This is a genomic window from Streptococcus sp. VTCC 12886 (assembly GCF_049893425.1).
GTDB classification, from domain to species: Bacteria; Bacillota; Bacilli; order Lactobacillales; family Streptococcaceae; genus Streptococcus; species Streptococcus suis_AA.
Genome location: NZ_JBMVJB010000025.1, coordinates 23593 through 36985 on the forward strand (window position 1 = coordinate 23593; position 13393 = coordinate 36985).

Here is a 13393-nt window from a genome sequence, read left to right on the forward strand (position 1 = left end):
CGTTATCCCTTATACTGGGTATAGAGAGGAGATTTCTATGAACGAAAATTGGACAGTTAAGCAGGTCAGTCAGTTGACAGGATTGACGGTGAGGACCTTGCACCACTATGACCAGATTGGTTTGCTCAAACCAGCATTTGTGGCTGAAAATGGTTATCGCTACTATAATCAAGAAAATTTGGCTCGTCTGCAAGAAATTTTATTATTTCGTGAGTTGGAATTTCCTCTCAAAAACATTCAGCAGCTTCTGGACGTGACGGAAATCAATCGTCAGCAGGTCTTGCGGGATCATATCACCCTTTTAGAGCTCAAAAGGGAACGTCTGGACCGCATCATCAATCACGCCAGATTGCTCACAGAAAAAGGAGGAGAAGTCATGGACTTTCATGCATTTGACAGCAGTCAACTAAAAGCTTATAAGGTGGAGGCCAAGGAACGTTGGGGACAGACCGCGGCCCATGCTGAGTTTGAAGAAGGTTACGATGCCAGTAAGGATCGGGTGTTTGCCCAAGAGATGCATGCTATTTTTGAAGCTTTTGGAAAATACAGGTTCTTAGAAGTCAGTCACCCTGAGGTGCAGGCTCAGGTAGCGAATTTGCGGGCCTATATCACGGAACATTTCTACACCTGCACAAAGGAAATTTTGCAAAATCTGGGTTTCATGTATGTTGAAGATGAGCGATTTTCAGCCAATATCGACCGAGCAGGTGGACCAGGCACAGTAGCCTTTGTCAGTCAAGCCATTGCGATTTATTGCCAAGAATAAATAAGGAAAGTCTAGTGAGAACTAGGCTTTTTTGGTATACTAGATGTACCTAGAGTGTAAGGAGGCACCCCATGATTCAACCTATTATGAAAGATATTTTCTTCCTGCAGAAGAAGTCTGAGCCTGCGACTCAGCTAGATGTGCAGGTAGGTCAAGATTTACAGGATACTTTGGTAGCCAACGCTCATGCCTGCGTGGGTATGGCGGCCAACATGATTGGCGTCAAAAAGCGGATAATCATCGTCAACATGGGCTTCGCCAATCTGGTCATGTACAATCCCGTCCTCATCAGCAAGGCCAAGCCCTATCAGACAGAGGAAGGCTCCCTGTCGCTAGTAGGTACTCGCACGACCACTCGCTATCAGGAAATTGAAGTAGAGTTTTTTGATGCTTCTTGGAAAAAGCGGAGACTAAAACTAACTGACTTCCAAGCCCAGATTGTTCAGCATGAACTAGATCATTTGGAAGGGATTGTTATCTAACTTTTTAAAAAGTTTGAAAAATGTTAACAAATCTATTGACCTTTGCTGACTAATTGTGTATAATAAGATTCGTAAGGTAAATGCCTTGCGGAATGTTTAATCAAAAGGTCAGTAAAGATCAAAAAGTAAAAAGTAATGATTTATATTTTGAACTATTGGTCAGTAAAAAGCAAACCTATAAGGAGGTTGTTATGAAAGACAGGATAACACCCTATTAGCGTCATTTAGTTTATCTTTTATTACTTTGACGTACGAGGAAACTCCATTTCCCTATTTCCAGCTTCAAACACTCCACTGGATTGTTTGAACTCGCTTTGCCGTACTTTACGAATGTTACTTACTATCGTAAGTGCGAATTCCAACCTTCAATAGTTCACTGGACTATTGAAGCTGCCTGTAGCTTTTGATTCGAACTTTGTTCGCACTATTTCCCACCTCCAAAGGTTCCCCAAACCTTTAGAGCTAGTACTAAAAGCAAACTGAAAGACTAAGTCAATCTTTCTAAAACAAAGGTCAGTAAAAGTCAAAAATAAATAAAACAGAAACGAGGTAACTACTATGAACAACAATTTCAATAACTTTAACAATATGGACGATATTTTCAATCAACTCATGGCCAACATGGGTGGTTACAGTACAGAGCGCCGCCGTTATTCTATCAATGGGCGTGAAGTGACACCGGAGGAATTTGCTATGTACCGTCAGACCGGTCGCCTGCCACAGACCGAAGAAGTGGCACAAGCACCATCTAAAGGTCAGATAAAATCAGATGGGATACTAGCAAAATTAGGTCGCAATTTGACTCAAGAGGCTCGCGAAGGTAAATTGGATCCTGTTATCGGACGTAACAAAGAAATTCAAGAAACTGCCGAAATCTTGGCTCGTCGTACTAAGAATAACCCAGTCCTTGTCGGTGATGCTGGGGTTGGTAAAACAGCTGTAGTTGAAGGTTTGGCACAAGCCATCGTTAATGGTGATGTCCCAGCTGCTATCAAGGACAAAGAAATCATCTCCATTGACATTTCGGGCTTGGAAGCTGGTACTCAATACCGTGGTAGCTTTGAAGAAAACATTCAAAACTTGGTAAATGAAGTCAAAGAAGCTGGAAACATTATCCTCTTCTTCGATGAAATTCATCAAATTCTTGGTGCCGGAAGCACTGGCGATGGTCAAGGTTCTAAAGGTCTGGCTGATATCTTGAAACCTGCTCTTTCACGTGGTGAAATAACAGTGATTGGTGCAACAACTCAAGATGAATACCGTAACACTATCTTGAAGAATGCTGCCCTTGCTCGTCGTTTCAACGAAGTTAAGGTCAATGCTCCTTCTCCTGAAGATACCTTCAAGATTCTTCAAGGTATTCGTGATCTTTATGAAAAACACCACAATGTTATCTTGCCAGATGAAGTCTTGAAAGCAGCGGTTGATTTTTCAGTACAATACATTCCACAACGTAGCTTGCCAGATAAGGCTATTGACCTTTTGGACGTGACAGCAGCTCACTTGGCAGCACAACATCCAGTAACTGATGTCAATGCTGTTGAACGTGAAATCGAAGAAGAAAAAGCTAAACAAGAAGCTGCAGTTGCTAAAGAAGATTTCGAAGCAGCTCTAAATTCTAAGATTCGTATTGAAAAACTTGAAAAGAAAATTGCTAACCATGCAAAAGATCGCAAGGTGACTGCGACTGTAAACGATGTGGCTGAATCCGTAGAACGTATGACTGGTATTCCAGTATCTCAAATGGGTGCAACGGATATCGAACGTTTGAAAGATATGGGTAACCGTTTGCAAGCTAAGGTTATCGGTCAAGATAAGGCCGTTGAAGCAGTGGCACGTTCCATCCGTCGTAATCGTGCAGGATTTGACGATGGTAACCGTCCAATCGGTAGCTTCCTCTTTGTAGGACCTACTGGTGTTGGTAAAACTGAGTTGGCTAAACAATTGGCCCTTGATTTGTTCGGTACCAAAGATGCTATCATCCGTTTGGACATGTCAGAATACAGCGACCGCACAGCCGTTTCTAAATTGATCGGTACAACAGCTGGTTATGTTGGTTATGATGATAATAGCAATACCTTGACAGAACGTGTTCGTCGTAACCCTTATTCAATCATCCTTCTTGATGAAATTGAAAAGGCAGACCCTCAAGTTATCACCCTTCTCCTCCAAGTTTTGGATGATGGCCGTTTGACTGATGGTCAAGGTAATACTGTAAACTTCAAGAACACAGTCATTATCGCAACTTCAAACGCTGGCTTCGGTTACGAATCTAACTGGACAGAAGATGATGATAAACCAGAACTCATGGATCGTTTGAAACCTTACTTCCGTCCGGAATTCCTTAATCGTTTCGACGCAGTTATTGAGTTCTCACACTTAGATAAGGAGGACCTTTCTAAGATTGTCGATCTTATGTTGAATGAAGTTAACAAGACTCTTTCTAAGAAAGGCATTGAGTTGTCAGTTAGCGAAGCTGCTAAAGCCTATATGACAGAAGAAGGCTATGATGAAGTTATGGGTGCTCGTCCACTCCGTCGTGTGGTTGAACAACAAATCCGTGACAAAGTCACAGACTTCCACTTGGATAACCTTGATGCTAAAAATTTAGAAGCTGATGTGGTAAATGGAACCATCCAAATCAAAGAGAAAGAGCAAAGCTTAGCTTAAAAAATATAAAAAACAGAGAAAATTGGCATTAAAAATTCCAATTTTCTTTTTTTGTTACTCGCTAACAAATGCGATAAAACAGGCACTTTTTTGATGATTAGAAACTTTTCTTATAAAATACTTGACAGATGCAAACGTTTGCGTTAAACTAATATACGTAACCGACAGAAAGGAAAACGTTTTTATGACAAATCGTACCAGTGGAATATTAATGCATATTACCTCACTTCCAGGTAAGTTTGGTATTGGTACTTTTGGACAATCAGCCTATGATTTTGTTGATTTCTTGGTAGAAACAAAGCAAACTTATTGGCAGATTTTACCACTAACAACCACAAGCTACGGAGATTCACCGTACCAGTCTTTCTCTGCAATTGCAGGAAATACACACTTGATAGACTTCGACCTTTTGGTAGAAGAGGGGTTGTTGGCACCAGAAGATTTCCAAGATGTCAATTTCGGGGACAATCCTGAAAAAGTAGATTATGCACTAATTTATCAAGCACGTCGTCCAATTTTGGAAAAAGCTGTTCAAGCATTTTTACAAGATGATAAGAAAAAAGCTGCTTTTCTAGAGTTTGAAAAAGCCAACTCATCTTGGTTAACAGATTATGCTGAATTTATGGCTATCAAAGAATACTTTGGCAATAAAGCGCTCCAAGAATGGGAAGATAAAAAGGTGGTCGCTCGAAATGAAGAAGCACTTGATAAATATCGCTTAGAGTTAGCCAATCAAATTGACTACTACAAAGTCACACAGTATTTCTTCTTCAGCCAATGGAAACAGTTGAAAGAATATGCGAACAAACACCACATCAAAATCATCGGAGATATGCCTATCTATGTTTCCGCGGATAGCGTTGAAGTGTGGACAAAACCTCAACTATTCAAATTGGATAGTGAACGCAAGCCACTTTATGTAGCTGGTGTACCTGCTGATAACTTCTCAGAGGATGGTCAATTATGGGGAAATCCTATTTACGATTGGCCAGAACATGAAAAAACTGGCTATAACTGGTGGATTTATAGAATTCATGAAAGCTTTAAGCTGTATGATGTCCTTCGAATTGACCACTTCAAAGGTTTCTCAGACTTCTGGCAAGTCGATGGTAAGGCTGAGGTGGCAAAAGTAGGTACTTGGGAACCAGGTCCTGGCTACAGTTTATTCAAAGCTGTTAAAGAGACACTTGGAGACCTTCCAATTATCGCGGAAGACCTTGGAAATATTGACGCCAAAGCTCGCAAATTGCTTGCAGATTGTGGCTATCCAGGGATGAAAATCTTACAATTTGGTTTCTATGACGTAACAGGTAAGAGTATTGATGCACCGCATCGTTGCATTCCTAATTCGGTTGCCTACACTGGAACTCATGATAATGAGGTTGTCAATGGTTGGTACAATAATCTTGAACCGGAGCAACAAGAATATGTAGATGCTTACAGCAATCGTAAACCGATTGAAAAAGTTAGTCAAGCAATGCTCCGCATGTTATTTGCAACAGTAAGTGACACTGCTATTGCAACCATGCAAGATATCCTAGATTTGGGTGAAGAAAGTCGAATGAATACGCCATCTACTATCGGTGGAAACTGGAAATGGCGTATGAAAGCAGAAGATTTAACGCAAGAACGTAAAGACTTCTTGACAAAAATGACATTACTATATCAAAGAGGAAATGAACAACATGACTAAATTTACAACATTTGCAGAAACAAATACTTCGAAAAAATTAGCTGATTTAACATATGAAGAAATCTATCTTCAATTGTTAAACTACGTAAAAGAAGCTGCAGCTACAAAACCAAAAAATACAGGAAAACGTAAGGTTTACTATATCTCAGCTGAGTTCCTTATCGGTAAACTCTTGTCAAACAACTTGATTAACTTGGGTGTGTACAAAGATATTCAAGCAGAATTGGCAGCGGCTGGTAAGTCATTGGCTCAAGTTGAAGACGTTGAACCAGAACCATCACTAGGTAACGGTGGACTTGGTCGTTTGGCTGCATGTTTTATTGACTCTATGTCAACACTTGGTATCAACGGTGAAGGTGTGGGTCTTAACTATCACTGTGGTCTTTTCCGTCAAGTATTTAAGAAAAATGAGCAAGAAGCAGAACCAAACTTCTGGATTGAAAATAATTCTTGGTTGATTCCAACAACTATCAGCTATGATGTTCCATTCAAAAACTTCACTTTGAAATCAAAATTGGACCGTCTTGACGTTCTTGGCTATAAAAAAGAAACTAAGAATTACCTTAACTTATTTGATATTGAGTCAGTGAATTACAACTTGATTACAGATGGTATTTCATTTGACAAGACTGATATTAAAGAAAACTTGACACTCTTCTTGTATCCAGATGATTCTGATAAGAACGGTGAATTACTCCGTATCTACCAACAATACTTTATGGTATCAAATGCGGCTCAGCTTTTGATTGATGAAGCTATTGAACGTGGTTCAAACTTGCATGATTTGGCTGAATACGCGTATGTTCAAATCAATGACACTCACCCTTCAATGGTGATTCCTGAGTTGATTCGTCTTTTGACTGAAAAACATGGTATTGAATTTGCGGAAGCTGTTGCGATTGTTAAGAATATGACTGGTTACACAAACCACACTATCTTGGCGGAAGCACTTGAAAAATGGCCACTTGAGTTCCTTGAAGAAGTGGTGCCACACTTGGTTGGTATCATCAAAGAATTGGATGCCCTTATTCGTGCAGAAATCAAAGACCCAGCAGTCCAAATCATTGATGAATCAGGTCGTGTACACATGGCTCACATGGATATCCACTTCTCTAACTCAGTGAATGGTGTAGCTGCGCTCCATACAGAAATTCTTAAAAACTCTGAATTGAAAGCTTTCTACGAGCTTTACCCAGAAAAATTCAACAATAAAACAAACGGTATCACTTTCCGTCGTTGGTTGGAATTTGCGAACCAAGAGCTGGCTGATTACATCAAAGAATTGATTGGTGATGAGTACTTAACAGATGCTACTAAACTTGAAAAATTGCTTGCATTTGCTGATGACAAGGAAGTTCATGCTAAGTTGGCTGAAATCAAATTCAATAATAAATTGGCTCTGAAACGTTACCTTAAAGACAACAAAGGTATCGAACTGGATGAAAATTCTATTATTGATACACAAATCAAACGTTTCCACGAGTACAAACGCCAACAAATGAATGCCTTGTATGTTATCCATAAATACCTTGAAATCAAGAATGGTAACCTTCCAAAACGTAAAATTACTGTTATCTTTGGTGGTAAAGCAGCTCCAGCTTATATTATCGCTCAAGACATCATTCATTTGATTCTTTGCTTGTCAGAGTTGATCAATAATGATCCAGAAGTAAATAAATACCTCAATGTTCATTTGGTTGAAAACTACAATGTAACTGTAGCTGAAAAATTGATCCCTGCAACTGATATTTCAGAACAAATCTCATTGGCTTCTAAAGAAGCGTCAGGTACTGGTAACATGAAATTCATGTTGAATGGTGCATTGACACTTGGTACCATGGACGGTGCAAACGTTGAAATCGCAGAACTTGTAGGTAGTGAAAATATTTACATATTTGGTAAAGACTCTGATACAATTATTGATCTTTATGACAAAGGAGGCTATGTTTCAGCTGACTACTACAATGGCGATGAAAATATTAAACGTGCAGTTGACTTTATCGTTAGCGATGAAGTGAAGGCGCTTGGTAACGAGGAACGTCTTGCACGCTTGCACCATGAATTGATTTCGAAAGACTGGTTCATGACCTTGATTGACTTGGCTGAGTACATCGAAGTAAAAGAACAAGTCTTTGCAGATTACGAAGATCAAGATTCATGGAACAAGAAAGTTGTTCATAACATTGCTAAAGCTGGATTCTTCTCTTCAGACCGTACGATTGCACAGTACAACGAAGAAATTTGGCACAGCTACTAATTTAAATTAGCAAAAAGGAAAGTTGATTGAACCACTCCAACTATTTATCAGATCAACCTATTCCTTGATATGAAAATCAAACTGGTTTGGACCTGACAGCTTTGATTTTCAAAACTACTTCTGAGCCCTCCTTATATTATATTAATGAAAAGAAAGAATGTCTCGAAAAAAGAGACATTCTTTTTTCGAGAAAGTACTGACTAGTTTTTAATAATTGCACAAAAAAAGGAGCTAGAATGCTAGTTCCTTTTACCGTTTTGCCATTGAGACAAAGCTGACTTTGTCTGGACGGTAGCTAATTGTTCCATATTGAAAGGCTTGACCGTTTGAGAGATAGGTAACGCTGGTAACCACGACCACCATCTCATAGTCGGCTAGGTCCATTAATTGCTTTTCTTCTTCATTCGCAAAGCGGAAAGAAATTTCCCGCCGAGAATGAGAGATTGTTAACTTTAATTCTTGCTCTAAATAGCGATAGATAGAGCTTTCAGCAATTTCTTTACTGAGATAAGGGACGACTCTACGATCAAAATAGGAAATTTCATATTCCAAACGCTCACCATCTATCGTTCTTACCCGACTCACTCTATAAAAATCTACTTTATCATCAACTTCAAAGGTAGACATTAAATCATCTTGCCCCTGAACGATATATAGTGAGGTAAGTTCTGTTTGAATCTGGTATTTAGAACGTTTGTTCAATTCTCCAGCGGTCTTAATTTCAGAAAGATACTGTTCCTTCATTAACCCGTGTTCGATTACAATTGAAGATTTCCCTTGTTTTTTTTGAATGTAGCCATCCATTTCAAGAAGGGACAGAGCCTTTCGAATGGTGTCTTTAGAGTAAGAGTAGATCTCCATCAATTCATTCTCAGTTGGTAATGCTTGTCCTGTTGACCAGACTTGATCCTCTATCTTTTTCTTGATATCTTGATAAACTTTCTTATATTTACTCATTGTATTTCCATCTTTCTATTCTTTAGTGTACCATAAAAGGCTTAGAATAGGGAAATACAGCTGTATTTTTACTACCTTTATTAAATTTTACGTAAAAGTTTAAAATATTACGTAAAAGCTATTGACTAATGCAAACGTTTACGCTATACTATGGATATAAGAAAACGTTTACGTATTATCTAGGAAAGGAGAGTCATGAAATTACTGACAGTAAATGTCCATGCTTGGTTAGAAGAAAATCAGGATGAAAAAATAGATATTTTAGCTCAAACAATTGCCGAAAAGGCTTATGATGTTATTGCTCTTCAGGAGGTTAATCAGCTTATAGCTTCTAAATTCGTCACAAGAGAATTGAAGATGGATAATTATGGCTTGATTTTATTAGAAAAATTAAGAAATCTTGGACAGTTTGATTATTCCTATCATTGGAGTCATTCTCACATTGGCTATGATCGTTATGAGGAAGGGATTGCCTTTTTGACGAAGCTCCCTGTCTATGAGGTTGATTCATTTTATTGCAGTCAAAATAAAAGTATTCATTCTATCTTATCTCGAAAAATTGTGGGGTTGACAGTTTTCTATCAAGACCAGTTAATTGATATCTATTCGTGTCATATTAATTTACCAGGTAGTGAAGAAGAAGATCAGCTGGACAATATTCGAACAATTGTCGAACGTACGGGTCATCAGCGGTTTAAAATTCTGATGGGGGATTTTAATACTGATGCAATCTCAGACCGGGATGCCTACGATGCAATCAAGAATCTTGGGCTCCATGATACCTACGAGTTAGCGCTAGAAAAGGATAAAGGAATAACTGCTGAAAAAGCAATTGATGGTTGGGCAGGTCATAGCCAAGAGAAACGGTTAGACTATATTTTTTTCAACCAAGAAAAAACAGTTTTTACAAGTAAGGTTATCTTTAACGGACATAACCGTCCTATCATTTCAGACCATTTTGGTGTGGAAGTTGAATTTAGTGTATAAATGGCGTAAGGCCGAAAAATAAAGGAGAAAAAATGAAAAAATTTCTTAGTTTCGAATTTTGGCAAAAATTCGGTAAGTGTTTGATGGTCGTGATTGCAGTTATGCCTGCAGCAGGTCTCATGGTTTCTATTGGGAACTCTATCCCATTGATCAGTCCTGAGTCAGAAATATTGATTCGTATTGGGAATATTATTGCCCAAATTGGTTGGGGTATTATTGGGAATTTACACTTGCTTTTTGCTTTAGCAATCGGTGGTAGCTGGGCTAAAGAAAAAGCTGGCGGTGCATTCTCGGCAGGTCTAGCCTTCATATTGATTAACTTGATTACAGGTAACTTTTTCGGTGTAAAAACGGATATGCTCGCTGATGCTGCTGCAACAGTAACAACTGTTTTTGGTAATGAAATTCCTGTTTCAGGTTACTTTGTAAACATCTTAGGACAACCAGCTCTTAATATGGGTGTTTTCGTTGGTATTATTGCTGGTTTTGTGGGTGCTACAGCATATAATAAATACTACAACTATCGTAAATTACCAGATGCATTAACATTCTTTAATGGAAAACGTTTTGTACCATTTGTTGTTATTTATCGTTCAATTTTAGTGGCACTCTGTTTAGCGATTTTCTGGCCAGTTGTTCAAACAGGAATCAACAGCTTCGGTAAATGGATTGCAAGTTCACAGGATACAGCACCAATCTTAGCACCATTCGTTTATGGTACCTTGGAACGTTTGCTTCTTCCATTTGGTCTTCACCATATGTTGACTATTCCGATGAACTATACATCACTAGGTGGTACTTATGACATCTTGACAGGTGCACAAGCGGGTACACAAGTATTTGGACAAGATCCACTTTGGTTGGCTTGGGTTACAGACTTGATTAATCTAAAAGATGCTGGCGATATGACTAAATACAATGATCTTCTTGCAAGCATCACACCAGCTCGTTTCAAAGTTGGTCAAATGATTGGTTCTTCAGGGATTTTGATGGGCTTAACTTACGCGATGTATCGTAATGTTGACGAAGACAAGAAACATAAGTATAAAGGGATGTTTATTTCATCTGCTTTAGCTGTATTCTTGACAGGTGTAACAGAACCAATTGAATTCATGTTCATGTTTGCGGCTATGCCTCTTTATCTAGTCTATGCAGTCGTACAAGGTGCTGCTTTTGCGATGGCCGATGTTGTTAATTTACGTGTGCATTCTTTTGGTAATATTGAATTCCTTACTCGTACACCAATGGCTATTAAAGCCGGCCTCGGTATGGACCTTGTAAACTTTATCTGGGTATCAGTACTCTTTGCTGTTCTTATGTACTTCATTGCTAACTTTATGATTAAGAAATTTAATCTAGCAACAGCAGGACGTAATGGTAACTATGATACTGAGACAACAGATGTAGTTTCTAACTCAAATGTAGATACTGCGGATGCAAATTCACAAGTGGTGCAAATTATCAACCTACTTGGTGGCCGTGATAATATTGAAGATGTTGATGCTTGTATGACTCGTCTTCGTGTTACTGTGAAGGATGTTGCACAAGTCGGAGATGAGAATGCTTGGAAACAGGCTGGTGCTATGGGCTTAATTATCAAAGATTCAGGTGTTCAAGCTGTCTATGGACCAAAAGCAGATGTTCTCAAATCAGACATTCAGGATTTATTAGAATCTGGTGTTGCAATTCCTCGTACAGAAGTGGTTTCTACTAATACAGTGACATCTGAAACTAAGTTCAAAGGAATCACTGAAGCTGTTTACTCAGTAGCAGATGGACAAGCTGTATCTATTACTGAAGTGAAAGACCCTGTTTTTGCACAAAAAATGATGGGTGATGGGTATGCAGTTGAGCCTGTAAATGGCAATGTCTACGCACCAGTTTCTGGTACTGTAACCAGTGTTTTCCCTACAAAACATGCTGTCGGCATTTTGTCAGACCAGGGTGTAGAAGTTTTGGTACACGTTGGATTAGACACTGTTGCACTTAATGGGGCACCATTCTCAACAAAGGTGGCAGATGGACAACATGTTCAAGCTGGTGACTTACTCCTTGTAGCAGATTTGGATGCTATCCGTTCAGCTGACCGTGAAACAACAATTATAGTAGCCTTTACAAATTCTGCAGAAATTAAATCTGTCAGTCTTGTAAACCTTGGACAAGTAAGTAAAGATAGTCAAGTTGCAATTGTAGAATTATAAGAATTGAGAGACAAGTTCATTTTGAGCTTGTCTTTCAATTTTAAAAATCTTCTCAATCCTTGTTATTTGTGGTATAATAAAGCGATTTTATAAAATGTAGGAGGTTCCCCATGGGACGTAAATGGGCCAATATTGTAGCCAAGAAAACCGCAAAAGACGGTGCTAACTCAAAAGTTTACGCCAAATTTGGTGTTGAAATCTATGTAGCAGCGAAAAAGGGTGACCCAGATCCAGAAACAAACTCAGAGCTGAAATTCGTTATCGACCGTGCTAAGCAAGCGCAGGTTCCAAAACATATTATTGATAAAGCCATCGACAAGGCAAAAGGGAATACTGACGAAACCTTCGTGGAAGGGCGTTACGAAGGTTTTGGACCAAATGGTTCAATGTTAATTGTTGATACACTTACTTCAAATGTAAACCGTACAGCTGCTAATGTTCGCTCTGCCTTTGGTAAAAACGGTGGGAACATGGGTGCATCTGGTTCAGTATCATTCATGTTTGATAAAAAAGGTGTTGTAGTTTTTGCTGGTGAAGATGCAGATGCCATCTTCGAATTGCTTCTTGAAGCAGATGTTGAAGTCGATGATGTAGAAGCAGAAGACGGAGCTATCACTGTCTATACAGCACCAACTGATTTGCACAAGGCCATCGTTGCACTTAAAGAATCTGGAATCCAAGAGTTTAACGTGACTGAACTTGAAATGATCCCACAATCAGAGGTATCACTTGAAGGTGATGACCTCGCAACATTTGAAAAACTCTACAACGCCCTCGAAGACGACGAAGATGTACAAAAAATCTACACGAATGTGGATGGCTTCTAATAAAAATGGGCTCTTTGTAAACTGTAGTGGGTTGATGAAAAGTCATAACCTGGAGAGGACCAAGTTGGTTCTTTCCATTTTTATATTCAAAGCGATGAGAATTCTTAATTTAAAGTTTTCAAAGTTCCGAAAACCAAAGGCATTGCGTTTAATGACTTTGATGAGATTATTGGTAGCTTCCAGTTTGGCGTTTGAGCAAGAGAGTTCAAGTGCCATTGACAATCATCTTATCTTTGTCTTTCAAAAAGGTCTTAAAAGCAGTCTGAAAGATGGGATGTACACTGCAAAGCGTCTCCTCAATGAGATAAAAGAAATGGTCGGCTTGTTTCTCTTGAAAGTGAAAGAGTAAGAGTTGATAGAGTTCATAATGTTCTCGAAGTTCCTGCGAGTAAGAAAGTAGCTTTTCTAGAATCTCCTTGTTGGTCAAGTGTATACGAAAAGTCGGGCGATAAAATCGTTTATCGCTGAGTTTGCGACTATCTTGTTGGATGAGTTTCCAGTAGCGTTTGAGTGCCCTGTATTCATGAGATTTTCTGTCAAACTGATTCATAAT

At 38.9% G+C, this 13393-nt stretch carries 9 protein-coding genes and 1 pseudogene; 8 read left to right on the forward strand and 2 right to left on the reverse strand.

Annotation, left to right across the window (positions count from 1 at the left end; all coding sequences use genetic code 11):
* Positions 1–37: 37 nt before the first annotated feature.
* From ACPC57_RS08095 to glgP, 5 genes are all read left to right on the forward strand, one after another.
* On the forward strand, positions 38–766 hold the full coding sequence (locus tag ACPC57_RS08095; RefSeq protein WP_277837717.1) for a MerR family transcriptional regulator: 729 nt from the start codon (positions 38–40) through the stop codon (positions 764–766).
* A 71-nt stretch (positions 767–837) separates the two neighbouring features.
* On the forward strand, positions 838–1248 hold the full coding sequence (locus ACPC57_RS08100) for a peptide deformylase (protein WP_434066684.1): 411 nt from the start codon (positions 838–840) through the stop codon (positions 1246–1248).
* A 558-nt stretch (positions 1249–1806) separates the two neighbouring features.
* Positions 1807–3918: an ATP-dependent Clp protease ATP-binding subunit gene (locus ACPC57_RS08105; protein WP_217374610.1), complete on the forward strand. Its 2112-nt coding sequence runs from the start codon at positions 1807–1809 to the stop codon at positions 3916–3918.
* A gap of 184 nt (positions 3919–4102) precedes the next feature.
* Entirely contained in the window at positions 4103–5611 is a 1509-nt protein-coding gene (malQ, locus tag ACPC57_RS08110) for a 4-alpha-glucanotransferase (protein WP_434066685.1), read from the forward strand.
* Entirely contained in the window at positions 5604–7868 is a 2265-nt protein-coding gene (glgP, locus tag ACPC57_RS08115; protein WP_217374612.1) for a glycogen/starch/alpha-glucan family phosphorylase, read from the forward strand. The genes malQ and glgP overlap by 8 nt, the downstream gene beginning before the upstream one ends.
* Positions 7869–8117: 249 nt before the next feature.
* On the opposite strand, the gene ACPC57_RS08120 is transcribed toward glgP, so the two are convergent.
* Positions 8118–8825 carry a UTRA domain-containing protein gene (locus ACPC57_RS08120; RefSeq protein ID WP_274504520.1) on the reverse strand — a complete coding sequence of 236 codons (708 nt, stop codon included), beginning with the start codon at positions 8823–8825 and terminating at the stop codon, positions 8118–8120.
* A 195-nt stretch (positions 8826–9020) separates the two neighbouring features.
* On the opposite strand from ACPC57_RS08120, the gene ACPC57_RS08125 reads away from it, so the two are divergent.
* From ACPC57_RS08125 to ACPC57_RS08135, 3 genes are all read left to right on the forward strand, one after another.
* Positions 9021–9812, forward strand: coding sequence for an endonuclease/exonuclease/phosphatase family protein (locus ACPC57_RS08125; protein ID WP_434066686.1), 792 nt, complete (start codon positions 9021–9023; stop codon positions 9810–9812).
* Between the two features lie 32 nt (positions 9813–9844).
* Entirely contained in the window at positions 9845–12013 is a 2169-nt protein-coding gene (locus ACPC57_RS08130; protein ID WP_434066687.1) for a PTS transporter subunit IIBC, read from the forward strand.
* Positions 12014–12123: 110 nt separating this feature from the next.
* Positions 12124–12840, forward strand: coding sequence for a YebC/PmpR family DNA-binding transcriptional regulator (locus ACPC57_RS08135; RefSeq protein WP_217374616.1), 717 nt, complete (start codon positions 12124–12126; stop codon positions 12838–12840).
* A gap of 42 nt (positions 12841–12882) precedes the next feature.
* Here ACPC57_RS08135 and ACPC57_RS08140 read toward each other — a convergent pair.
* Positions 12883–13393, reverse strand: a pseudogene (locus tag ACPC57_RS08140) (transposase); the annotation flags it as partial.

Bases quoted from the DNA above. Each gene is read 5' to 3' on its own strand.
- ACPC57_RS08105 (WP_217374610.1), top strand. From the start codon at position 1,807: ATGAACAACAATTTCAATAACTTTAACAATATGGACGATATTTTCAAT.
- ACPC57_RS08130 (WP_434066687.1), top strand. From the start codon at position 9,845: ATGAAAAAATTTCTTAGTTTCGAATTTTGGCAAAAATTCGGTAAGTGT.
- glgP (WP_217374612.1), top strand. From the start codon at position 5,604: ATGACTAAATTTACAACATTTGCAGAAACAAATACTTCGAAAAAATTA.
- ACPC57_RS08120 (WP_274504520.1), bottom strand. From the start codon at position 8,825: ATGAGTAAATATAAGAAAGTTTATCAAGATATCAAGAAAAAGATAGAG.
- ACPC57_RS08100 (WP_434066684.1), top strand. From the start codon at position 838: ATGATTCAACCTATTATGAAAGATATTTTCTTCCTGCAGAAGAAGTCT.
- malQ (WP_434066685.1), top strand. From the start codon at position 4,103: ATGACAAATCGTACCAGTGGAATATTAATGCATATTACCTCACTTCCA.
- ACPC57_RS08125 (WP_434066686.1), top strand. From the start codon at position 9,021: ATGAAATTACTGACAGTAAATGTCCATGCTTGGTTAGAAGAAAATCAG.
- ACPC57_RS08095 (WP_277837717.1), top strand. From the start codon at position 38: ATGAACGAAAATTGGACAGTTAAGCAGGTCAGTCAGTTGACAGGATTG.
- ACPC57_RS08135 (WP_217374616.1), top strand. From the start codon at position 12,124: ATGGGACGTAAATGGGCCAATATTGTAGCCAAGAAAACCGCAAAAGAC.